At 63.3% G+C, this 22,559-nt stretch carries 24 protein-coding genes; 15 read left to right on the top strand and 9 right to left on the bottom strand.

Annotation, left to right across the window (positions count from 1 at the left end; genetic code table 11):
* Positions 1 to 250: 250 nt before the first annotated feature.
* Together C7I56_RS08645 and C7I56_RS08640 are read left to right on the top strand one after the other, a co-directional pair.
* On the top strand, positions 251 to 802 hold the full coding sequence (locus C7I56_RS08645; RefSeq protein ID WP_106640157.1) for a hypothetical protein: 552 nt from the start codon (positions 251 to 253) through the stop codon (positions 800 to 802).
* A gap of 147 nt (positions 803 to 949) precedes the next feature.
* Positions 950 to 1,222: a hypothetical protein gene (locus C7I56_RS08640; protein ID WP_158703062.1), complete on the top strand. Its 273-nt coding sequence runs from the start codon at positions 950 to 952 to the stop codon at positions 1,220 to 1,222.
* Positions 1,223 to 1,339: 117 nt separating this feature from the next.
* Here C7I56_RS08640 and C7I56_RS08635 read toward each other — a convergent pair whose 3' ends face one another.
* The gene (locus C7I56_RS08635; RefSeq protein WP_106640155.1) at positions 1,340 to 1,669 is read right to left on the bottom strand and encodes a GIY-YIG nuclease family protein; all 330 of its coding nucleotides are present in this window, start codon (positions 1,667 to 1,669) and stop codon (positions 1,340 to 1,342) included.
* A 171-nt stretch (positions 1,670 to 1,840) separates the two neighbouring features.
* Between C7I56_RS08635 and C7I56_RS08630 the strand changes: the two genes are divergently transcribed.
* The gene (locus tag C7I56_RS08630; protein WP_158703061.1) at positions 1,841 to 2,299 is read left to right on the top strand and encodes a hypothetical protein; all 459 of its coding nucleotides are present in this window, start codon (positions 1,841 to 1,843) and stop codon (positions 2,297 to 2,299) included.
* A gap of 32 nt (positions 2,300 to 2,331) precedes the next feature.
* Complete coding sequence (locus tag C7I56_RS08625) at positions 2,332 to 2,523, top strand: hypothetical protein (protein ID WP_106640153.1); 192 nt, start codon at positions 2,332 to 2,334, stop codon at positions 2,521 to 2,523.
* On the opposite strand, the gene C7I56_RS08620 is transcribed toward C7I56_RS08625, so the two are convergent.
* Complete coding sequence (locus C7I56_RS08620) at positions 2,524 to 2,931, bottom strand: low affinity iron permease family protein (protein ID WP_106640152.1); 408 nt, start codon at positions 2,929 to 2,931, stop codon at positions 2,524 to 2,526.
* Positions 2,932 to 3,352: 421 nt separating this feature from the next.
* Here C7I56_RS08620 and C7I56_RS08610 point away from each other — a divergent pair, with 421 nt between their 5' ends.
* A complete protein-coding gene (locus tag C7I56_RS08610) occupies positions 3,353 to 3,970 on the top strand; it encodes a hypothetical protein (RefSeq protein WP_106640150.1) in 618 nt (205 codons plus the stop codon).
* 65 nt (positions 3,971 to 4,035) lie between these two features.
* Positions 4,036 to 4,470: an OsmC family protein gene (locus C7I56_RS08605; RefSeq protein ID WP_106640149.1), complete on the top strand. Its 435-nt coding sequence runs from the start codon at positions 4,036 to 4,038 to the stop codon at positions 4,468 to 4,470.
* Here C7I56_RS08605 and C7I56_RS08600 read toward each other — a convergent pair.
* Positions 4,467 to 5,405, bottom strand: coding sequence for a methyltransferase (locus C7I56_RS08600; protein ID WP_106640148.1), 939 nt, complete (start codon positions 5,403 to 5,405; stop codon positions 4,467 to 4,469). The two genes, C7I56_RS08605 and C7I56_RS08600, sit on opposite strands and share 4 nt — an antisense overlap.
* A 3-nt stretch (positions 5,406 to 5,408) precedes the next feature.
* On the bottom strand, positions 5,409 to 6,806 hold the full coding sequence (locus C7I56_RS08595) for a UDP-N-acetylmuramate--L-alanine ligase (protein WP_106640147.1): 1,398 nt from the start codon (positions 6,804 to 6,806) through the stop codon (positions 5,409 to 5,411).
* A gap of 49 nt (positions 6,807 to 6,855) precedes the next feature.
* Between C7I56_RS08595 and C7I56_RS08590 the strand changes: the two genes are divergently transcribed.
* Both C7I56_RS08590 and C7I56_RS08585 read left to right on the top strand, forming a co-directional pair.
* A complete protein-coding gene (locus C7I56_RS08590; protein WP_106640146.1) occupies positions 6,856 to 7,674 on the top strand; it encodes an LD-carboxypeptidase in 819 nt (272 codons plus the stop codon).
* A gap of 98 nt (positions 7,675 to 7,772) precedes the next feature.
* A complete protein-coding gene (locus C7I56_RS08585; RefSeq protein WP_106640145.1) occupies positions 7,773 to 8,039 on the top strand; it encodes an SWIB/MDM2 domain-containing protein in 267 nt (88 codons plus the stop codon).
* A gap of 169 nt (positions 8,040 to 8,208) precedes the next feature.
* Here C7I56_RS08585 and C7I56_RS08580 read toward each other — a convergent pair whose 3' ends face one another.
* Positions 8,209 to 8,928: an extensin-like domain-containing protein gene (locus C7I56_RS08580; RefSeq protein ID WP_106640144.1), complete on the bottom strand. Its 720-nt coding sequence runs from the start codon at positions 8,926 to 8,928 to the stop codon at positions 8,209 to 8,211.
* A 130-nt stretch (positions 8,929 to 9,058) separates the two neighbouring features.
* Positions 9,059 to 9,805 (bottom strand): NUDIX hydrolase, encoded by a 747-nt coding sequence (locus C7I56_RS08575; protein WP_106640143.1) that lies wholly within the window; start codon positions 9,803 to 9,805, stop codon positions 9,059 to 9,061.
* A 126-nt stretch (positions 9,806 to 9,931) separates the two neighbouring features.
* Here C7I56_RS08575 and C7I56_RS08570 point away from each other — a divergent pair, with 126 nt between their 5' ends.
* The 3 genes from C7I56_RS08570 to C7I56_RS08560 all read left to right on the top strand — a co-directional run bounded on the left by C7I56_RS08570 (position 9,932) and on the right by C7I56_RS08560 (position 15,228).
* A complete protein-coding gene (locus C7I56_RS08570; protein ID WP_106640142.1) occupies positions 9,932 to 12,679 on the top strand; it encodes a TonB-dependent receptor plug domain-containing protein in 2,748 nt (915 codons plus the stop codon).
* A 148-nt stretch (positions 12,680 to 12,827) separates the two neighbouring features.
* Positions 12,828 to 13,730: a 4-hydroxybenzoate octaprenyltransferase gene (gene ubiA, locus C7I56_RS08565; protein ID WP_106640233.1), complete on the top strand. Its 903-nt coding sequence runs from the start codon at positions 12,828 to 12,830 to the stop codon at positions 13,728 to 13,730.
* A gap of 151 nt (positions 13,731 to 13,881) precedes the next feature.
* A complete protein-coding gene (locus C7I56_RS08560; protein WP_106640141.1) occupies positions 13,882 to 15,228 on the top strand; it encodes a TldD/PmbA family protein in 1,347 nt (448 codons plus the stop codon).
* A gap of 102 nt (positions 15,229 to 15,330) precedes the next feature.
* Here C7I56_RS08560 and C7I56_RS08555 read toward each other — a convergent pair whose 3' ends face one another.
* Together C7I56_RS08555 and C7I56_RS08550 are read right to left on the bottom strand one after the other, a co-directional pair.
* The gene (locus tag C7I56_RS08555) at positions 15,331 to 15,774 is read right to left on the bottom strand and encodes a CoA-binding protein (RefSeq protein WP_106640140.1); all 444 of its coding nucleotides are present in this window, start codon (positions 15,772 to 15,774) and stop codon (positions 15,331 to 15,333) included.
* A 28-nt stretch (positions 15,775 to 15,802) separates the two neighbouring features.
* Positions 15,803 to 16,765, bottom strand: a complete 963-nt coding sequence (locus C7I56_RS08550; RefSeq protein ID WP_106640139.1) for an Mrp/NBP35 family ATP-binding protein — start codon at positions 16,763 to 16,765, stop codon at positions 15,803 to 15,805.
* Positions 16,766 to 16,840: 75 nt separating this feature from the next.
* On the opposite strand from C7I56_RS08550, the gene hflK reads away from it, so the two are divergent.
* The 4 genes from hflK (at position 16,841) to C7I56_RS08530 (ending at position 22,041) form a co-directional block, all read left to right on the top strand.
* Positions 16,841 to 17,917: an FtsH protease activity modulator HflK gene (gene hflK / locus C7I56_RS08545; RefSeq protein WP_106640138.1), complete on the top strand. Its 1,077-nt coding sequence runs from the start codon at positions 16,841 to 16,843 to the stop codon at positions 17,915 to 17,917.
* Complete coding sequence (gene hflC, locus C7I56_RS08540; RefSeq protein ID WP_106640137.1) at positions 17,914 to 18,774, top strand: protease modulator HflC; 861 nt, start codon at positions 17,914 to 17,916, stop codon at positions 18,772 to 18,774. The genes hflK and hflC overlap by 4 nt, the downstream gene beginning before the upstream one ends.
* Positions 18,775 to 18,882: 108 nt before the next feature.
* On the top strand, positions 18,883 to 20,433 hold the full coding sequence (locus C7I56_RS08535; RefSeq protein ID WP_106640136.1) for a Do family serine endopeptidase: 1,551 nt from the start codon (positions 18,883 to 18,885) through the stop codon (positions 20,431 to 20,433).
* 63 nt (positions 20,434 to 20,496) lie between these two features.
* Positions 20,497 to 22,041 (top strand): helicase HerA-like domain-containing protein, encoded by a 1,545-nt coding sequence (locus tag C7I56_RS08530; RefSeq protein WP_106640232.1) that lies wholly within the window; start codon positions 20,497 to 20,499, stop codon positions 22,039 to 22,041.
* 96 nt (positions 22,042 to 22,137) lie between these two features.
* On the opposite strand, the gene C7I56_RS08525 is transcribed toward C7I56_RS08530, so the two are convergent.
* A complete protein-coding gene (locus tag C7I56_RS08525) occupies positions 22,138 to 22,536 on the bottom strand; it encodes an acyl-CoA thioesterase (RefSeq protein ID WP_106640231.1) in 399 nt (132 codons plus the stop codon).
* Positions 22,537 to 22,559 lie beyond the last annotated feature (23 nt).

The following is a 22,559-nucleotide window of genomic DNA, read 5'->3' as shown; positions in this document are numbered from 1 at the left end:
GCCATCTCCGCGCGGCTACACGAGCATACAGAAGTCGGCCGCGCCTTCGATGCCCCCACCCCCTCCGAAGAAAGGTTAGTTGGTCAAGGGCAGCGCTCTCCCGAGTGAGGGCGCTGCCATGCCGAGGTTTTCGGGCGGTTTATAGACGTCACCCTGAACTTGTTTCAGGGTCTATGGCGGGGACAGTCGTTTTGCCCGCAGGATGGATGCTGAAACAAGTTCAGCATGACGGTTGAAGGGGGCTGCCTCAGTGAATTTCGCGCCTAACGCTGTCACGAAACGGCTTGCTGATCGCCTGTTCGGTGCGCCGATCCTTCGCAACAGCATCCGCGGCGAGATCATCGAGGAGATCGTGGCGATGGCGCGGGAGCCGGACTGGTTGCTCTGCGCGGGCGATTGGGCGTCGTGCGATCTGCGGCATTCAAGCTCCGGCTTTCGCATCCAGGTCAAGCAGTCGGCGGCGCGGCAGAGCTGGCACACAGGCTCCTGCGGCATTCCCAAGCCCCGCTTTTCCATTGCCGAGAAAACTGGCCGATGGGAGAATGGGGACAGGTGGATTGAAGAGCGAAGCCGTAATGCGGAGATATTTGTGTTCGCCTGGCATCCCCTAACCAGCGCCTCGGCGGATCATAGAAATGCTCACCAGTGGGAATTCTATGTCGCGGCGGAACCCAGCCTTCCGCGCCAGAAATCCATTTCGCTAGACGGGATTCGGCGGTTGGCCTCGGTGGTTTCTGTTGAGAAACTACGAGAACGGGTAGAGGAAATAGCATCCAGCCTCAGCCGCCCACCGTCACCCTGAACTTGTTTCAGGGTCCATGTCGGCGACAGTCGCGTTGCCCGCAGGATGGATGCTGAAACAAGTTCAGCATGACGGCTGGGGTTGCTAACCGTCCTCCGTCATGGAAGGCTTCCTCATCTCAGGGAGGGTGCCATCCATATCGTGAAGATGTCCATCGTTGTCGCGGCAGCGGCGGTCAGTGTCTCCAGTAACACGGCCAATGCGGCTTATGGTTTTTGCATAGCCCCGAATGCGCCTAATATGTTCATCACGCGACCAGCTAAGCCCATTTGCTACAATGGCTGCGATGAATGGCAGGTCAGCAGCTATCGCCGCGAGATCGACGACTATTTTCGAAAGCTGAAGCGCTATCTGACGGAAGTAGATACCTATTACGAAGACGCCTACGACTATGCGAAATGCATGGCGGAATTGGACTGATCGCCCGCCTCGAAACGTCACCCTGAACTTGTTTCAAGGTCCATGGCGGGGACAGTCTTGTTGCCCGCCGGATGGATGCTGACACAAGTTCAGCATGACGGTTTGTGGGGTGGCGCCTTATGCGTACGGTCTGTGGGGTGCGGGTGGCAGTGGGGCGAAGCCGAGGCCGATCGCCAGATCTTCCCAATGCGGGTTCTTTTCCTCAATCAGGTTCAGCTTCCACGCTCGGTGCCAGTTCTTCAGCTGCTTTTCCCGCGCGATGGCGTCCGGCATCGTTTGATGCGTCTCATGATAGACCAGCCGATAGGCGCTATAGCGGCTCACAAAGCCCGATCGCTCGCCCGCGCGATGTTCGTGAATGCGGCGGATGAGGTCGGACGTGACGCCGATATACAATGTCCCGCGCCGCCCGCTCGCGAGGATATAGACGATCGGCAGCCGTTCCACGCGAGGAGGCTAGCAGCGCGTTTGGAGGGTGGAAAGCCAGGCCGCTGTTGCTCTACCACAGCCGTCACCCTGAACTTGTTTCAGGGTCCATATCGATGACGGCCTCGTTGCCCGCAGGATGGATGCTGAAACAAGTTCAGCATGACGATGGGACGAGGTAAAGCCGATACCATGAGAAGCTTCTTCCACCTCGCCACCGCCTCCCTGGCCCTTCTTCTCTCCGCCTGTTCGCCCAGTGCCCCGGTGAAGGCGGTGCTGGTGGACGGCCGGGTAACGTTCGTCGGCGACACGCCGGATGGGCGGAAGGCGCCGTGCCCGCAAAGCTTCGCCATTCTTGCTGAGGATGGCGGGCCGGCCTGGCGCATCGATCAGGCGGGGCCGTGGGAAGGGCCGGGCTGCGCGTTCCGCTTTCCCGCCACCTATGGCCAGCCGCCCGCCGGCTTTGCCGCAGCACAGGCGCCGCAGCCGCTTGAGCCGGGGCGGCTCTACGTCATCCTCGGCGATGGCGGCCTGCACGGCGCCTTCTCGTTTCAGAAGGATGGCGCCGACACCGTGATCCGCAACGTGGATGCCGGATCGGCACAAGCGCAGGAGATCAGGCGGCGGCATGTGCCCTCGGCCACGGATTAGCCTTTCGTCACTTTCGCTCCTATATAGGCTTCATGACCTCCTCCCCAACGACCCTCGAACGTGCCTTCGAACTCGCCCGGTCCGGCGAATGCGCCAATGTCGCCGAAATCCGCGCCCGCCTGAAAAGGGAACGGCACGATCAGGTGGAAGCCCATCTGACCGGACTCTCAATCAACCGCCAGCTACGTGCGCTGTGTGAAGAGGCGCGCGTCAAGGCCGCCTGATTAGCGTCGCCTCAGCAAACGCCTCACGCTATCGGATTGGCGGCGGCCGGGCGGATGGTCGCTGACTTGGGCTTCAAGCGCGAGCCGGATCGCCTCGATCTCCCGATCGGTCATATGCTCGATCCCGATAAATTCATTGCGTGCATTGTGGACGGCGCGAATGATCTCGTCGAGCTTTGCCTGCATCGCGGCGGCATCCCGGTTCTGACTGTTCTGGATGAGGAACACCATCAGGAAGGTGACGATCGTCGTCGCGGTGTTGACCACCAGCTGCCACGTATCCGACCAACCGAAAATGGGCCCGCTCACAAGCCATAGGATGATGAGGGTCAGCGCCGCGACGAAGGCGGCGGGTTGTCCGGCGAATGCGGCAATGCGTGTCGCCGCGAGGGTGAAGAAGCGATCCATGACTGCAAATTACGCCTTCTGAAACCATTTTCCTACAGGGGTCGATTTAGGGCAGGATCGACGGATGCTGCTTTTGCGACCAGGTTCCTTTCACTGCCAGATCCTTTCGCTGTCTGTCCTTGGGCGGAATATCGGCGTCACTCGGCCTTCTCTTCCGCCCCGAAAATGACGACGCGAAATCTTTGCCAGAGCATCAATTTCATCAACTTTCCCTCGAAGCGACTCCAACAGCCTCGGCGCTCTTGTTCATCGCGCATCAACCGATCGGCGCGCAAACCTGCGATGATTTTGGCGGTCTGGGCGTGGAGCAGTTCGCGCTTGTCGCAAAAGGCGCTGCCTTCGCAGCACGATAGGGGCTTTTCTCGGATTTTTCGATTTTCCTGTCTGAATATTGTTTCGATTGCGCTGGAAAGGGGTTCCCATGCGGTTTTCTTTGATCACGACCGTTCTTGTCGGGGCATCGGTCACGGCCCAACCACTCGTGGCGCGGGTCGTGAAGGCACCGCCGGCGCCGCCCCCTCCCAGTTCGGAGATAAGCGCGGAAAAGGCGCGCGATATGTCCTGCGGGCAATTGGGCGAAGCCATCGCAGCCTATAATCGCGTGGGACAGGCTGGCTATCAGGGCCAGTTGGCCGCCACCGACAAGGCCAAGGCGCAATATGACGAAATGGTCGCAGGCTCCGCGGCCACGGGCAGCACCATCGCCGTGCTCGGCCAATTGGGTCCAGCCGGAACCGCTGCGGCCTATGCGGCGGGCGCGGCTCAGGGAAGGAAGCAGGCTGCGCAACTGAAGGAAGGTCAGGCGACGGGGAAGGAATGGCAGGCATCCTTTGCCGACAATCAGCGCGCGATCGCGACCATGACCGTTCTTTGGGACGAATATAGCCGCCGTTCATGCGAAAGCGGGGCAACTGCTGTTCCTCCAGGGCCTGTCGTTCCGCCGTCCCTGGGCGCGCCGCCACCTGGCGTCGGCAAGCCGAATTGCGCCACTGTGCCTGAGGCTGCGCGCAATGCGTGCGAGAAAGCATGGGGCAAATAGTGAGGCTGTAAATCGCGGCCCATAGGCCCATATCCGGCGGATCATTCACGCGACAGGAGAGTGCCATGATTACCCGCACCGCATCGGCCCGCTACGAAGGTTTCGGCAAGGAAGGGAAGGGGCATGTCTCCACCCAGTCCGGCGTCTTGGAAGAGCAGCAATATGGCTTCAACACGCGGTTTGAGGATGGGAAGGGCACCAATCCCGAGGAACTGATCGCGGCCGCCCATGCCTCCTGTTTCACCATGGCCTTGTCCTTCGCGCTCGCCAAGGCGGGCTATGCGGATGGCACGCTCGAAACCACCGCGAAGGTGACGCTCGACAAGGAAGGGGATGGCTTCAAGGTCAGCCGTTCCGACCTCACCCTCGAAGCGAAGGTGGACGGCATCTCACCCGATCAGTTCGCGGAACTCGCCGCGGGTGCCAAGGCCAATTGCCCGATCTCGAAGCTCCTGAACGCCGAAATCACGCTGGAGCATCGCCTGAACGGCGAAGGCTAAGCGGCCTTCGCGATCACCGCGCCGACGGCGGCAATCCGCTCGACATCGGCATATTCGGGGAGGCTCAATTCCTCCCCGAATATGTCGGGATCGAGCTCGCGGTAGCGGAGCGTGCAGCCAAAAGCGGGCAGCGCCTCTTCCAGCGCCTCACGCAGGGCATCGCGTCCTCCGACGATCGCGCTGCCGGTGTAGAGCAGGACATGTCCGCCCGGGTTCACCGCCCGCGCCGCGGCGAGTGTCCAGTCGAACGAAAGCCGCGCGCCGTGCATGTCCCCGCCGTCGCGATAGGCGCGATTGTGGGGATCGATGATGAAGGGCGGGTTGGTGATCGCGATGTCGAACGGCCGCTTGACGCCATCGAGGCCGCTCCCTTCGCACAGGATCGGCTCCACCCCGGCAAAGCGCGCATTGACCGCCGCGAGCCGCAGTGCCCGGCGGTTGATATCGGTCAGGATCGGTGTGATCTGCCCGCGATGCCGCGCGACCACGACCCCGCCGACCCCCGACCCGGCGCCAATGTCGACGAGGGTGCCGGAGCCAACCTCCTCCAGGGTATCGGCGAGGAAGGCGGCAAAGCGGTAGCTGTCCGGCCCGAAGAACACCGCATCTTCATCCTCGGTGGGGTAGGCGGAATGAAGGAAAAGCAGATCATCAAGGCTCGACACCCTGACCCGGCTTTTGAACAAGCCGCCTTCCAGTGCCTCCAGAGCCTCTGCCGCCCGGAGCAGCGCGATCAGGCGAGCGTCCAGACCATCCGGACGGAAGGGCAGGCTCCAGCCAAAGACGTCCCGCACGGTCTCCGCTGTCCGGCCGGGCTCACGGGCCAGAACGCGTTTGTGGCTTTCCGGCGTAACCGTGACGAACTGGTAGCAGCCACTCTTCAGTGCTTCCAGCAATTCGAGCAGGGCCTGCTGGCCCGAGTCCAAGGGTGTCATGGACTAGAGGCTGGCGAGTATGTCGGCGGCAAAAGCGGGAAGCGTGTCGTCCCGCGCGCCCATCACGACAATGCGGTCGCCGGGTTTGGCGAGCGCGGCAAGCCGCCGTCCAGCCTCCGCGCGGTCCGCCACATGTTCGGCCTTGCCGCCCCTGGCATTGATGCCTGCGACGATCTCGGCGCTGCCGACGCTCCGGTCCACGGTGCCGCCGAAATAGACGGGGTCGGGCATGACGAGCAGGTCGCTTGGCTTCATCGCGGTGGAGAACGTCTCGATCAGCGCGTCGCCCATCACTTTCAAGGGGCCATAACCATGCGGCTGGAAGAGGAGGAGGAGGCGACCCGGGAAGGCGTGGAGGGTGGCGAGCGTCGCGGCGATCTTGTCGGGATTGTGCCCGAAATCGTCGATCACACTGACTTCGTTCTTCGTGCCGACAATGTCGAAGCGGCGTTTGAGGCCCTGAAAACCGGACAAAGCATGAGCGATATCAGACAGCGTCTCCCCCGCCGCATAGACCGCGGCCATGGCGGCAAGCGCGTTCGACGCGTTATGCCGTCCGGGCACCTGCAATGCGACATGCACCGTCTCGCGGGTTTCGTTGAGAGTGACGTCAAAGGAGATGGCGAGCGGCGCCTCGCGAATGTTCGTCGCATAGAGGTCCGCGCCTGCTTCGGTGAGGCTGTAGGTCAGCACCTTTTCGTCAGGAAGCGCAGCGGCGAGCTCCGTCGTTTCCGGATCGTCGCGGTTGAGGACGGCGGTGCCTGTAGCGGCGAGGAAGCCCAGGAACAGGCTGCGCAATTCCTCCATCGATTTGTGGTCGAGCGTGATGTTGGTCAGCACCGCGACATTGGGCCGGTAAAGCGCGATCGATCCGTCGCTTTCGTCCACTTCGCTGACGAAGGCACCGCCTTGCCCCGCAAGCGCGCTGGCGAAGGGGGCGTCGGGCGTCGCGAAATTCTTCATGACCGCGCCGTTCATCACGGTGGGGTCGCGGCCCACGGCGTGGAGGATCCAGCCGATCATGCCGGTGACGGTCGACTTGCCGCTCGTGCCGCCGACCGCGATGCCGGTCTCCGCCTCGTTGAAGAGTTGGGCGAGCAGTTGCGGGCGGGTGATGCGGGCGGCGCCAACCTCGCGGGCTGCGACGACATCGGGCACATTTTCCTCGATCGCGGCGGAAGTAACGAGGATCTGGTCCGCGCTCGTCACGCCGCTGCCGTCCTGCGGGAAGAGGGGGATGCCCTGGTCTTCGAGGAAGCGGAACTTGGCGCCGATCCGGCCCTGGTCGAGCGATCGGTCCGATCCCGCCACCTGATGGCCCCGGGCGTGGACGATCATCGCAAGGGGCAGCATGCCGCTGCCGCCAATGCCGCAGAAGAAATAGGATTTGGCGCGAGTCATGCCTCAGCCCTATTGGGTCAGGCACGTCATTACAAATGCGGAGACGGGGATGAGGATCGGAATCGTCGCGCCAAGCGCACCGCTGGACCGCGCCGTGGCGGATCGCGTCACGGCATTGGCCGCGGCAAGCCATCCGGACGTGGAGCTCGTCTTCCACCCGCAATGCTTCTCCACCCACAATCATTTCGCGGGCGCGGACCGGGAGCGGGCGGAGGCATTTGTCGCGGTCGCCAACGATCCCGCTTTCGACGCCCTGTGGTTCGCGCGCGGCGGCTACGGCTCCTGCCGGATCGTGGAAGCGGTGGTCGCGGCGCTCGGGCCTACGGCGCGCGACAAGGCCTATCTCGGCTATAGCGACGCGGGTTTCATGCTCGCCGGGCTCTACAAGGCTGGCTTTCCACGCCTCGCCCACGGGCCGGTGGTGGGGGACATGAAGCGCGAAGGCGGGGAGGCTGCGATCCACCGCGCGCTCGACTGGCTGGCAAGAGGCGATCCGGCGGCGCTGGAGCCGAGCCTCATGCCCGGTACCGCTTATGCCGCCTTCAACATCACAGTGCTAAGCCAGCTCCTCGGCACCGCGCTCGAGCCCGATCTTTCGGGCCACGTGTTGATGCTGGAGGAGGTATCCGAATATCTCTATCGCACGGATCGCGCACTGTTCCACCTCACCGGCAACCCGGGGATCGCCCGTGTGGCAGGCATCAGGCTGGGCCGAGTGAGCGATGTTCCGGAAAACGATCCCGACTTCGGTGAAACTGAAGAAGAGACAGCTCGTTTCTGGTGCGAAAGGACGACAATTCCGTATCTTGGCCGCGCGGATATCGGCCATGACGTGGGTAACAAGGTGGTGCCGTTCGGTATCTACTGAATGCCTCTCCGCACCAATTTGGCGGGAAGATAAAAAGAGCTTATTGCAAAGAAGACGGGTTTGCGCTCTATCAAGGGCAGTTCACTAGGAGGGCTTACATGGCAAAAGGGAATAATTCGGGCAACAACGCGCTTCAGCGTCCGGTCAAGCCGTCCGCCGATCTGGCGGCGATCACCGGCTCGGGTGAAATCACGCGCGCTGGCGTTGTTTCCAAGATGTGGGAATACATCAAGAAGAACAACCTCCAGAACCCGGAAAACAAGCGCGAAATCATCGCCGACGCGAAGCTGAAGCCGATCTTTGGCGGCAAGGACAAGGTGACGATGTTCGAAATGAACAAGCACCTGTCGAACCACCTGAGCTAAGTTCAGAGTTCCAAAAGGGACGAAACAGGGCCTGGAAGGTAAATACCTTCCGGGCCCTTTTCTTTGGGTTCGTCATTGCGAGCGCAGCGAAGCAATCCAGAGGCTCGGGATTTGACCGCAGGATGGATCGCTTCGTCGCTCCGCTCCTCGCGATGACGAGGTCGCGATCCTAACGGCATCCCCGCCAGCCCATGCGACCACGATCCGCCTGATCGAAATGCAGGTGGTCGCGGTGCGCCGCATTGTAATCGGGCGAGAGGACGGTGGCGAACAGGTCGCCGGCGCCATCGCGGACATCGCGCAGGAAGGCTTGTTCCGCCGGGTCGCCATCCCAATCGGAAAGGATCGAGATGCAGCGGCCACCCTCAAGGCGAAAGGCAGCGATGTCGACCGCATTGGCGGTGGCATGCTCACTCCATGCCCCGCCTCCGCCGATCCGCCGGCAATTATAGCTGCCCAAATGGTCGATCGCCGTCACCGACCGACCGAAATGACGCTGCGCGGCAGGCTGAACGACATGCCATTCCCACAGGGCGATAGTCGCGGCGACGCGGCACGAGGTGGCAAGGCCTTCCGGCCGGTAGCCGATAGCGAGTGCGCGCTCAGGCAGCAGGCGCACTGCATCGTCATAGCCGCATTGCGAGCCGGCGGCGCGGGGCGGCAAGGCGGTGAAGCGTACGCCTGCACGGTTCAGCAAAGCGCGGCAGGTCTGAAAGTCGTTAAGACCGGCAAGCTTGCGCCCCGTGAACGTCCCAACCGGTTGCGAGAGATCAAGCGGCGTCCAAGGGAGATCCTCCGGATGGCTGCGGAAATAGCCGTAAAGGAGGAAGCCACCGCCCGCGAACAGGATCAGGATGAGTGAGGCCCGGATGATCGACAAGAGGCGCATGGGCGGTGGACGTTCGAGATTTACATCGGTTGCATGCCCCCAACACCGCTAGGGCGAGCCTGTCGAAGCCCGTGTGAATCGAGCGTTGCCCACGCCCTTCGACAGGCTCAGGGCTAGCGGTTGTGGAGGGCTATCCGCGCCGCGCGGTTTCCATCGGTTCGGCCGTGACTGGATATCCAATGCCGTCCGGGATGCAGAGGTGCGGGCGACCATCGCGTTCCTCGATCCACGGCGTCACCTTCTGGACGGGGTGGCGAAGGGCATCGTCGCGCGCCTCCGCGATTGAGGCGAAGCGAGCCAGTCGTTCAAGATTGCGGCGCGTTGGAAAGATGATGTGCGCGCGCCCCGCATCGGCATCGTCGAGGACGGCCTGTGCGGAGGCCCAGAACGTGCGGACGGCCTCATTCCTGTCCGCCGTCGCAATGCTCGCCTCCGGCGCTTTGGCAAGGAAGAAGAGCGTGTCGAAGCGCCGTGTTTCCTTGAAATTGGGGCACCAGCGCGCGAACGGCGTCAGTGCGGTCAGATCGAAGGAGAGGCCGAAACGTTCGATGGCTTGAGAAAAGAGCATTCCGCCCTGAAGCGCAGCCCGGATCGCGGACGCCTCCTCAACTCCCTTCACCCCCGCGACCAACCCCGTCTCCTCGATCGTTTCGCGGATCGCGGCGATGCGGCCGGCGGTATGGTCCAGCTCAGGCGCGAGGCGGTGGGCGAGCAGTTGGTCGTCCTCGTCCACCCGCCCGCCGGGGAAGACGAGCGCTCCGGCTGCAAAGGCCATGGTCGCGGCGCGCTCCATGAACAGGACATGTGGCGCCTGTCCCGGGATTTCCTTCATAAGGATAAGGGTCGCGGCCGGCATGGGCGGGGGAAGGTCGTCCATAATCCCTCTCTATCGCTATCGGCCCCATCGCGGAACCCGGTCAGCGCATTGCGGTTACATTCGGCTTATCTGGCGGTGAGACAGCTGTTCATCGACCGGACATCCTCGATTTGTCAGGGGCTCCCCATGAAGTTCGTATCCGTAACGATGACCGCGCTGGTCGCGCTCTCCGCCCCGGCACTAGCCCAGGATCAGAAACCCGCCGCCGAGCAAACGTCCGCAGAGGTCGAGGGTGCGGCGACAGAAGCCGCGATCGAGGGAGAGGATGATGGTGAGGCGATCGTGGTCACGGGCCGCGCCCCGCGCGGTCAGGTGATTGGCGATATTCCCCCGGAAGTGACCCTCGATGCGCGCGATATCCGATCCTATGGCGCCGGCAATATCGCCGAATTGCTGGAAGAGCTTTCGCCCCAGACGCAGAGCGGACGCGGGCGCGGCGGCGGGCAGCCTGTGACCCTGCTCAACGGCCGCCGCATCTCGGGCTTCCAGGAAATCCGCAATATCCCGCCCGAGGCATTGGAGCGTGTGGAAATCCTGCCTGAGGAAGTGGCGCTGAAATATGGCTATCGCGCCGACCAGCGGGTGGTGAACTTCGTGCTGCGCGAACGCTTCCGCGCCGTGACGGGCGAAGTGGAAGCGGGCGTGCCGACGGCTGGCGGGCGCGGGGAATATGAGGTCGACGCCAATTACCTGCGCCTTGGCGGCGATGCGCGCCTCAGCCTTGATGCGGAATATGAGCGGCAAACCGCCTTGCTGGAAAGCGAACGCGATGTGTTGGACCGGTCGACGCAGCCCTTCAGCCTGGGCGGCAATGTCGCGGGACTACTGGAGTTGGGCGAGATCGATCCGGCACTGTCCGCCGCCGCCGGCAGCAGTGTGACGGTCGCCGCTGTGCCCGGCTCGACCTCTGCCAGTGCGCCTGCGCTTGCCGATTTCGTGCCGGGCGCGAATGCCGAGAGCACGACCGACACGTCGCCCTTCCGCACGCTCCTGCCCAAGGGTGACAACCTGCAACTTGGCGCGACGTACAGCCGCCCGCTCGGCGACATATCCGCGACGCTCAATGCGCGCGTTCAGAAGAGTGGCGGCACCAGTCTGCTCGGCCTCCCGGGCGTCACGCTGACGCTGCCTGCTGGCAACCCCTATTCGCCCTTTGCCGCAGACGCGCTGCTTTACCGCTATCTCGACGATAATGCGCTGACGCGTGAATCGGATAGCTGGAGCGGCCGCGTCGGCTTCTCATTGAACGGCAGCGAAGCGCCGTGGAACTGGTCAGTGACGGGCAGCTACGATCACTCCGAAAGCGAGTCGCTGACCGGGCGGGGCTATGACGAGGAGGCCGCACAGGCCCGGCTCGATGCAGGCGACCCCGCCTTCAATCCTTACGCCGCCTCCGCCGATTTCGGGCCGTTGATCCGCGACCGGGCGAAAAGCAACAGCGACACGACCGACCTGGAGTTCGTCACCAACGGACCTTTGTTCCGGCTTCCGGCAGGCGAAGTATCGTCGACCTTCAAGGCGGGCGCGGAAACGCGCAACCTGTCGAGCCGTTCGACGCGGCTTGGCGAGACGACGGGCAGCGATCTTTATCGCGCGCAGGGCAAGGTTCAGGGCAATATCGACATTCCGATTGCCAGCCGCCGCGAGGGCGTACTCGACGCGATCGGGAACCTGTCGGCGAACGTGAACGTCGCCTTCGACCAACTCTCCGATTTCGGCCTGCTTACCGCCTGGGGGGGCGGCATCAACTGGTCGCCGGTGGACGAAGTCCGCTTCATCGCATCCTACACCAATGAAGATGGTGCGCCGTCCATCCAGCAATTGGGCGATCCGGAGACACTGACGCCCAACGTTCGCGTGTTCGATTTCACGACCGGCCAGACGGTCGACATTTCGCGGCTCGACGGCGGCAATCCCGATCTGCTGTCCGACAACCGGCGGGTCTGGAAGCTTGGCCTCAATGTGCGGCCGATCAAGGACACAGATTTGTCCGTATCGGCCGATTTCATTGACAGCCGCACGCGCAACCCGATCGCCTCCTTCCCGACCGCCACGCCGGAGATCGAAGCAGCCTTCCCCGATCGCTTCACCCGGGACGCTGAGGGGCGGCTGCTTCGCATCGACAACCGGCCGGTCAATTTTGCGCGGGCCGACCGGCAGGAGATACGCTGGGGCATCAACTTCTCGGAAGCGCTCGAACCGTCGGCATCGGAAAGGGCCGCGGCCGATGCGCGCCGCGCTGAATTCCAGGCCCGTCGCGATGCGCGTCAGGCGGCAAGCGGGCAGCAGGGCGGCGATGGCGCTCAAGCGGGCCAGCGGCCACGCGGACCCGGCGGTTTTGGCGGCGGACGCGGCTTTGGACGAGGCGGCGGCGCCGAAGGGCGCTTCAACCTCTCGCTCTATCATACCTGGCGCCTCAAGGATGAGATCGAGATTGGCGAGGGCATTCCGGTGCTCGACCTGCTCGACGGCTCGGCCACCGGCAATCGCGGCGGGCAGGCGCGCCATGCGATCGAGGCGCGGGCCGGCATATCGAAGAACGGTCTTGGCGCGCGCCTCAACGTCAATTGGCAGAGCGGCACGGAAGTGCTGGCTGATCCGGCTTCGCCAATATCGTCGGCCGGAGATCTTCGATTCGCCGATTTCACCAAGGTGGGCCTGCGCTTCTTCGCCGACCTCGGCCAACAAAGGTCGCTGGTGCGGAAATGGAGCTTCCTGCGCGGGTCGCGGCTCAGCCTGGACGTCGACAATGTGTTCGACGCGCGGCTTAAGGTGAAGGATGCCAATGGGGAGACACCGGTCAGCTACCAGCCCGATCTGCTTGATCCATTGGGGCGGACGGTGCGGCTCAGCTTCCGGAAACTATTCTTCTAATCGGCTTCCCTCCCCCCGCTAGTCCTGAGCCTGTCGAAGGACGTGTGAAACGCACGATGCCCACGGGCTTCGACAAGCTCAGCCCTAGCGGGACGGGGTTAAAGAGTGTGCTCGACACCCCTCTACCGCTCCGATTATGCGGGGCGGCATGAGCGATATCGTTCCCGATAGCGAAAGGCGCGGACTGATCGGCGCGCTGCCCGATGGCTGGCGGCCTTATGCATCGTTGATGCGGCTGGACCGCCCGATCGGAGTGTGGCTGCTGTTCTGGCCCGGGGCTTGGGCCGTGGCGCTGGCGGGCTGGGGCCGGCAGGGCACGATGCTCATCCTGCTCTTCGCGATTGGCGCCTTCGCGATGCGGAGCGCGGGCTGCGTTTATAATGACATTATCGACCGCGACCTCGATGCGAAGGTCGAACGGACGCGCCTGCGGCCGCTGGCCAGCAAGCGGGCAAGCCTGAGGGGCGCATGGCTCCTGCTCGTTGCGCTGAGCCTCGTCGGGCTTGCCGTGCTCCTGCAACTTCGGTTCATTGCTCAGATCGTGGCGCTGGTGAGCCTCGCGCTTGTGGCCGCTTATCCATTCATGAAACGGATCACCTGGTGGCCGCAGGCCTGGCTAGGGCTCGTCTTTTCCTGGGCGGCTTTGGTCGGCTGGGCGGCGGTGACGGACACGCTCTCGGCGCCGGGATTGCTCCTTTATGCGGGCAGCATATTCTGGGTGATCGGTTACGACACCATCTATGCGCTTCAGGACCGGGAAGACGATGCGCTGGTGGGCGTCAAATCCTCCGCGCTGGCGCTTGGCAGCCGCGCGCGGAGCGGCGTGGCGCTGTTCTATCTCGCCGCCATTGCCCTATGGAGTGCGGCAATCTGGTCGGTGCGTCCGCAGGTGCTGGGCCTGATGGCGCTGGCGCCCGCCGCTTTCCATCTCGGCTGGCAGGTCGCAACGCTCCGCATCAATGACAACGACGATGCGTTGGCAAAATTCCGCTCGAACCGCTTTGCGGGTTTCGTTCTTTTCCTCGGGTTCCTTGTCGTCGGCATCTCTTAGCCCTCACCCTCGATGGGGGAGGGTTGGGTGGGGGTGATGGTCGGCGTAGGGCGGAGTTCTTCACCGATATCACCCCTCCCCAACCCCTCCCCATCGAGGGGAGGGGCTCATGCAGCTTTCACTTTCTGCGCCTTCGTCGTAAGCGCGTCTCATGCTGAATGTGAAGGAAGCCGAGGCGCGCGCCGCCCGATTGGTTGAAGCCGCGACGAAGGCGGGCGCCGATGCCGCCGACGTGCTCTATGTGGGCGATGCCTCGACAGGGGTTCAGGTCCGTCTCGGCGCGCTTGAGGATGTGGAGCGATCGGAAGGCGAAACGATCGGCCTTCGCTTTTTTATCGGACGCCGTTCCGCGACTATTTCCTCGTCCGATCTGTCCGACGATGCGATGACTGCCTTGGTCGATCGCGCCGCGGCTATGGCGCGGGAGGCACCGGAAGATCCCTGGGCCGGCCTTGCGCCGCAAGATCGTTTGCTCACCGGCCCGGGGCCCGATGTCGAGGGCGATGATGGGCGCGATCCTTCGCCGGTAGAATTGAAGGAACGGGCCTTCGCAATCGAGGATGCGGCCCGGGCCGTGGCGGGTGTCACCAATAGCGAGGGCGCGGGCGTGAGCGCCGGGCGATCCGTCATCGCTCTTGCGACCAGCCATGGCTTTTGCCGGGGCTATTCGACCAGCGGCTATAGCGCGTCGGCCAGCGTTATCGCGGGCACGGGCGGCGACATGCAGCGCGACTATGAAAGCCACAGTGTCCGCCATTATGCCGATCTCGATTCCGATGAATTGATCGGCCGCCGGGCGGGCGAAAAAGCGGTGCGCCGCCTTGGCTCGGGCAAGATCGACAGCGGCGTCATGCCGGTCATCTTCGATCCGCGCGTCGGCGGCGGACTGGTGGGAAGCCTGATCGACGCCATCAAGGGCGCCGCCATCGCGCGTGGAACGAGCTTCCTGATCGGACGCGAGGACGAGGCGCTGTTTCCGCAGGCGATCCGGATCGTCGACGATCCACACCGGCGGCGGGGCCTTCGCTCCAAGCCCTTTGACGGCGAGGGTCTGCCGACCGCTCCGCGCGATCTCGTGCGGGACGGGCGGATCACAGGCTGGCTGATGGACAGCGCCACGGCCCGCCAGCTGAACCTCGAGCCGACCGGTCACGCCTCCCGCGGGGTTGGCGGAAGTCCCGGCGCTTCGGCAACCAATGTCGCCCTGCTGCCGGGTGAAGTCTCGCCGGACGAATTGATCGCTGAGGTGAAGCTTGGCCTCTACGTTACCGAATTGATCGGGCAAGGCGTCAATCCCGTGACCGGCGATTACAGCCGGGGTGCATCGGGTTTCGTCATCGAGAATGGCGCGATCACGCGGCCCGTCCAGGAAATCACGATCGCGAGCAACCTCATCGACATGTACCGCACCCTCGTCGCGGCGAGCGACCTCGAATATCGGCGCGGGACGAATGTGCCCACGTTGCGGGTCGAAGGGATGACAGTCGCTGGCGCTTGATCTCGTCGTCATTGCGAGGAGCGACGCGACGAAGCAATCCATTTGGCGGCCAGGTTCAGCACCGCTGGATTGCTTCGCTTTGCTCGCAATGACAAGAGTTGGTCAGGCCGGGTGAAATGACCCTAGCTTCGGGACACCAAGCCTTGGGATCTCGATCTTCGGACAGCGATCCATGACAACCTTGAGGCCCGCCGCCTCGGCGCGCGCCGCAGCCTCTTCGTTGATGACGCCGATCTGCAGCCAGACCGTCCTGGCGCCCGCCGCGATCGCTTCGTCCACCGCGTCGCCAGCAGCGACGGACCGGCGGAAGATGTCGACCATGTCGATCGGCTCGCCGATCTGCGAAAGTTCGCGCCAGACATATTCGCCGTGAACATGCTCGCCGGTGATCTGCGGATTGACCGGCAGCACGCGATAGCCGCGATCCTGGAGATATTTCATCACGCCATAGCTCGGCCGGTCGGGCCGGTCAGACGCGCCGATAATTGCGATCGTGCGGGTGCTGGCGAGCAGTTCTGCAATATCCTCGTCGCGGGTCAGCGGCATGGCATGTTCTCCTTGGTCCGCTGAACGGTCAGGCGGCCGGGTTGTTCATCCGCTTGATCAGCCGCGCCGCGATATCGTGATAGGGCGCGGCGATAGCATCGTCGCCCGCAGCGGGCGGGCGACCGGCGTCCGACGCTTCCCGGATAGCGAGGGTCAGCGGCACCCGGCCAAGGAAGGGGATGCCCATCTCGCCTGCCGCCGCTTCCGCGCCGCCCGATCCGAACGGGTCGGACATTTCGCCGCAATGGGGGCAGGCATAACCCGCCATATTTTCGACGAGGCCAAGGACCGGCACACCCATCTTGTTGAACAGGTCGATGGCTCGCTTTGCGTCGATCAGGGCCAAATCCTGCGGCGTCGACACAATCACTGCACCCGCCGGTTTCCAATTCTGCATGAGCGAAAGCTGCACGTCGCCGGTGCCAGGCGGCAGGTCGATGACGAGGATGTCCGTGTCCCCCCAATCGCCCTCCAGCAACTGTGTCAGCGCCTTGGTGGCCATCGCGCCGCGCCAGGCGAGCGCGGCATCGGGTTCGACCAATTGGCCGATGGAGAGCATCCGCACTCCCTGCGCTTCGACCGGGATGATCGTCTTGTCCGCCGCTTCGGGACGTTGGTTGGCGCCAAGGAGCTTGGGTTGCGAAGGGCCGTAAATGTCTGCGTCGACAAGGCCCACCTTGCTGCCCGTGCGCGCCAGGGCGATGGCGAGATTGGCGGACAATGTGGATTTGCCGACGCCGCCTTTGCCACTGCCGACCGCAATGATCGTCCGCTTTGCCTTCTCTGCCGTCACCGCGATCCGGACGTCGGCGACGCCCGGAAGGGCGCGAAGGGCCTGTTCCGCCTCCTGCTCCAGCTCTTTCTGCTTAGCGATGGACAGGCCGGTCGCGTTCAGGATCAGGCTGGCGATTCCATCTTTGACCCGTACATTTTCGATACGATCCGCGAACGGAAGGCGGGCAATCGCGCCCTGAAAATCGGCTTCATTCATAGTCATGGCACCTCGATAGGCCGGATCGTTCCGGATGCCACTGTTTTTCCGCGAAAGGCTTCCTATAAAGACCCTATGACCAGAATTTTCGGGTGGGGCGCGCGCCTCAGCGCCATGATGAGCGAAAATAAGGGCGGCCCCTGGGGAGGCGGTGGCGGAAGCGGCGGGGATGGCGGCGATGGTCCGCGCAATCCTTGGGGACGGCCTGGCAAGCCGCGGCCCTCGACCGAGGGTACGGGCAACGTGACCTCGCTCGACGATTTCCTGAAGAAGAGCCGGGACCGTTTCAACGGCCGCTTCCCGCAGCAGGAGGGTAAGCCATACTGGCTCTACGGCCTCGCCATCTTCATTGTTCTGTGGCTGATCTTTACCTCCATGCACCGGATCGGGCCGCAAGAACGCGGCGTTATTACGCGTTTCGGCAGCTATGCCGGCCTCCTCCAGCCCGGCATCGGCTTCTCGCTGCCCGCGCCTATCGACCGGGTGCAGAAGGTGGACGTTGAGCAGATCCGCACGATCGACATCGGCTCGACCGATCCCAATCGCGAAAACCTGATCCTGACCGGCGACCAGAACATCATCGATCTGGCTTATTCGGTGCGCTGGAACATCCGCGATCCGCAGGCCTATTTGTTCCAGATCGCCAATCCGGAAAGCACGATCACCGAAGTTGCGGAAAGTGCCATGCGGGCTGTGGTCGCGGGCGTGTCGCTCGACGACGCGATCGGCGCGGGCCGCGGTGAGATCGAACAGCGCGTGCAGCTGACCATGCAGCAGCTGCTCGACGATTATGGCGCGGGCATCCGTGTTCAGGGCATCGCGATCAAACAGTCCGATCCGCCCACGGCGGTGAACGACGCGTTCAAGGACGTGTCGGCAGCACAGCAGGAAGCGCAGAGCTATATCAACGACGCGCGGGCCTATGCGCTCCAGCTCACCGCGAAGGCGCAGGGTGAGGCGGCCGCATTCAACGAAGTCTATTCGCAATATCGCCTCGCTCCCGAAGTGACGCGGCGGCGCATGTATTATGAAACGATGGAGCGCGTATTGTCCCGTGTCGACAAGACCATCGTCGAGGCGCCGGGCGTAACACCCTATCTGCCGCTCAACCAGGCGCAGCCCAAGGCCGCCCGCGAAGGAGCCGCGCAATGACCCGTTTTGCACGCAACCCGATGGCCCTTGCCATTATCGCGGTCATTGCGCTTGTCCTGCTTGGCAGCACGGTCGCGATCGTTCCGGAAACCCAGCAGGGCGTGATCGTCCGCTTTGGCGAGCCCAAGCGGATCATCAATCGCTACAAGCCCAACGAGACGTTCGGACAAAGCGGGGCGGGCATCATCGCGCGCTGGCCGTTCATGGACGAGGTGCATTGGATCGATAAGCGCATCCTGTCGGTGGAAATGGATCGCCAGCAGGTGCTGTCCACCGATCAGCTTCGCCTGCAGGTTGATGCTTTCGCCCGCTATCGCATCGTCGATCCGCTGCGCATGTATATTTCCGCGCGGACGGAAGAGCGGGTGAGCGAACAGCTGCGCCCGATCCTGGGTTCGGCGCTCCGAAACGAGCTTGGCCGGCGTCCGTTCGCGGCTTTGTTGTCGCCGGAGCGTGGCGAGGTGATGGACAATATCCAGCGTTCGCTCAACCGCGTCGCCCGCCAATATGGCGCGGAGATTGTCGACGTGCGGATCAAGCGCGCCGACCTTCCCGAAGGCACGCCGCTCCAGTCCGCATTCCAGCGGATGCAAACGGCGCGCCAGCAGGAGGCTCGCTCGATCCGGGCGCAGGGGTCAAAGGAAGCTCAGATCATCCGTGCCGAGGCGGACGCGGCGGCGGCGAAGACCTATGCTGACGCATTCAATCAGGACGCGGACTTTTACGATTTCTATCGTGCGATGCAGTCCTACGAAGCGACCTTCATCAACAATGGATCGGGCGAAGCGATGGGGCGTTCGTCGATCATCCTGTCGCCGACCAACGAATATCTGCGAGAATTTCAGGGCCGTCGATGATCAGGGCGCCCTCATTCAATTGCCGTTCACATTCGGGGCCTAGCCTCGGGATCGTGCTGCCCGGATCTTCACCGGGATTTGAATTTGACGTTTAGGAGGATTGCTATCGTGCGTTACGTTTATGGCTTTACCGCTGCCGTGTTGCTGGGCGGAGCCGCTGCGACGCTGACCATCAACCCCACCAATGCGCAGACCGCGCAGAATGAAGGGCCAATTGCCGCGACCGCGCCGCGCCCCGGCGCGCCGATGAGCTTTGCGGACCTTACTGCACGTCTCGCGCCTGCGGTGGTGAATATCTCCACCCGTCAAAGCATCGAAGTCCGCCGCAACCAGCAATTGCCGCCGGGCTTTGAGGAGTTCTTCCGCCAGTTTGGCGGCCAGGTGCCCAACAATGGCGGGGAAGACAACACCGTCACGCAGCGCGGCGGCTCCTTGGGCTCCGGATTCCTGATCTCGGCTGACGGCTATATCGTCACGAACAACCACGTCGTCTCGCCCGCGCGCAGCAATGCGACGGTGGACGAAATCATCGTGACCCTGTCCGACCGCCGCGAATTCGCGGCCGAACTGGTGGGCCGCGATCAGGCGTCGGATCTTGCGCTTCTCAAGATCAAGTCGAACGATTTGCCGTTCGTCCGCTTCGGGGATTCGACGCAGACCCGCGTTGGCGACTGGGTGGTGGCGATCGGCAACCCGTTCGGTCTGGGCGGCACCGTCACCGCAGGCATCGTGTCGGCGGTTCACCGCAATCTCGAGGCAGGCCTTTACGACCGCTACATCCAGACGGATGCGTCGATCAACGTCGGCAATTCGGGCGGCCCGATGTTCGATTTGAACGGCAACGTTATCGGCATCAACACCGCGCTCATCTCGCCCACCGGGGGCAATGTCGGCCTCGGCTTCGCCATCCCGGCTGAACAGGCACGCCCGATCATCGAATCCCTGCAAAAGGGCCAGCGCGTGCAGCGCGGCTATATCGGCGTCGGTCTGCAACGGCTTGATGACGGCATCGCGGAATCGCTGGGCATCGAGAAGAATCGCGGCGAACTGATCCGCAGCGTCACCGAAAGCGGCCCGGCCGCGCGTGCGGGCATCCGCCAGGGCGACGTGGTCATCACCGTCAACAATCGTCCGGTCACGCCCGAAGATTCTCTCGCCTATATCGTTGCGAATACGCCGGTCGGATCGCGTATCCCGGTCGAGTTCATTCGCGATGGCCGCCGTCAGACGGTGCAGGTCCAGGTCGGCGAGCGCCCGACCGACGAGGAATTGCGCCGTCTGAGCGGGGTTGAGGAAGAGCAGGAACTGACCGAGCCGCCGGCTTCCCAGCAGTCGGACAGCCAGAAGGCGGCCCGCGAAGGCTTGGGCGTCACTGTCCAGACGCTGACGCCGGAAGTCGCCCGCTCGCTTCGCCTCAACGACGTCAATTTGAAGGGTGTTGTGATCGCCGAGGTTAATGCGTCGAGCGATGCGGCGGCGAAGGGCGTTCGTCGCGGCGACATCATCTTGTCGATCAACCAGCGTCCGACGCGGACGCCGGAGGAAGCGGCAGCCATTGTCCAGGCGGCCCGCTCGGCAAATCGCAAGAGCGTGTTGCTGCTCATCCGCCGCGGAAATACGCCACCCATTTACGTTGGGGTGGAGCTTTCCAGCCGCTGATAATCCTGTCGCCTTGCCGCGCCTTTTGGGTCACAAAGGGCGCGGCAATGTATGGGAGGTTTTATGGATGATGCAGGCTCAATCTTCGTCGGCCTCGGCGGCGGGCAAAGGCAGCAGCTCATCCTCAATCGCGCAAACCGCCACGGGTTGATCGCGGGCGCGACCGGCACCGGCAAAACCGTGACGCTACAGGGCCTGGCCGAAAGCTTTTCGGCCGCTGGCGTGCCGGTCTTCCTCGCCGATGTGAAGGGCGATCTGGCGGGCATCGCCATGGCGGGATCGCCGACCGGCAAAGCCCATGCCGCGCTCACCGCCCGCGCCGCCGAGATCGGCATGGAGGGGTTCGCATATAGCGATAATCCCGCGATCTTCTGGGACATATTCGGTGAGCAGGGACATCCGGTCCGCACCACCGTCACCGAAATGGGCCCGCTGCTTCTTGCCCGCTTGATGAACCTCAATGAGGTGCAGGAAGGCGTACTGACGATCGCTTTTCATGTGGCGGACGAAGAAGGGCTGCTTCTTCTCGACCTTGAAGACTTGCAGGCCCTGCTCGCTTATTGCGCGGACAAGGCGGGGGATCTGAGCGCCCGCTACGGCAACGTGACGAAGGCCAGCGTCGGCGCGATTCAGCGGCAATTACTGCAGCTGGAATCGCAGGGCGGTAAAATGTTCTTCGGCGAACCAGCGCTCGATATCGCCGATCTGTTGCAGAAGGACGATCAGGGTCGCGGCTTCATCAATATCCTTGCTGCCGACCGGTTGATGGCGACGCCGAAACTCTATGCGACCTTCCTTCTCTGGCTGCTGTCAGAATTGTTCGAGACGCTTCCAGAGGTTGGCGATCTGGATCGGCCGGTGCTCGTCTTCTTCTTCGACGAGGCGCATTTGCTGTTCGACGATGCGCCGCCCGCGCTTCAGGACAAGATCGGGCAGGTCGTGCGCCTGATCCGGTCCAAGGGCGTTGGCGTCTATTTCGTAACGCAAAACCCGATCGACATTCCGGAGGACGTTGCGGGCCAGCTTGGCAACCGCATCCAGCATGCGTTGCGCGCTTTCACGCCGCGCGACCAGCGAGCGATCAAGGCGGCAGCCGAGACGTTCCGCGTCAACCCGGCTCTCGATGTCGAAACGGCGATTACGGAGCTTAAGGTGGGTGAGGCGCTGGTGTCGCTGCTTCAGGTTGACGGCTCGCCGTCTCCGGTCGAGCGGACCCTGATCAAGCCGCCGCGCTCACGGCTTGGGCCGCTGGAACCTCGCGAGCGGGCGATCATTCAGTCGACCTCTCCGGTGGCCGGAAAATATGACACCGCCGTGGATCGTGAAAGCGCCGAGGAAATATTGAAGGCTCGGGGCGAAGAGGCAGCCGCCGCTGCCGCTGCCGTCGAAGCGCAGAAAGCGGAAACTAAAGCTGCGGCGGAGCGGATGAAGGTCGAAGCGGCTCAGGCACGCGAGCAGGCGCGGATCGAGCGGGAGCGCCGCGCCAATGCGCCGCTGCATGAGGAACTGATGCGTCAGGTTGGCAAATCGGCCCAGCGCCAAGTCGTGAACACGGTCGCTAACTCATTGATCCGCGGCTTGCTCGGCGGACTGTTCAAGGGGCGATAATCCACATCGTCATTGCGAGCGTTAGCGAAGCAATCGACCGGCGCTTGGATTGCCGCGTCGCTACGCTCCTCGCAATGACGATGGCGATTATGCGTTCTAATCCCGTTCGGGGAAGAAATAGGCCGCAATGTCCTTGGCGATGCGGGCGGGGCGGCGCGTGGCGGCGTCGAGGCAACACCAGCTCGATTGGACTTCGGCGAGTACATCTTCACCGCGCTTGATGAGCGTTTGGTAGAAAGCGCGCGCACCTTCCACCTTTTCCAGCACGACGGAGGCAAAGACCTCGTCATCGAGGAAGGCTGGCTTGCGGTAGGTGATCTCGTGCTTGAGCGCGACCCACAGGTGGCGCGCAACGGCCTCCGCCGGCGCCAGCTTCTGCCAGTGGCTGATGACCGCAGACTGCACCCATTTCAGATAAGTGGCATTGTTGACATGACCCATGAAGTCGATGTCGGCGGGGTCAATCCCGATCGGATAGCGGTAGGCTTGAGTCATATTGTTCACAATCATGTCAGTAA

Source organism: Allosphingosinicella vermicomposti, assembly GCF_003012815.1.
Lineage (GTDB): Bacteria > Pseudomonadota > Alphaproteobacteria > Sphingomonadales > Sphingomonadaceae > Allosphingosinicella > Allosphingosinicella vermicomposti.
This window is presented reverse-complemented; position numbering and strand designations above follow the sequence as displayed.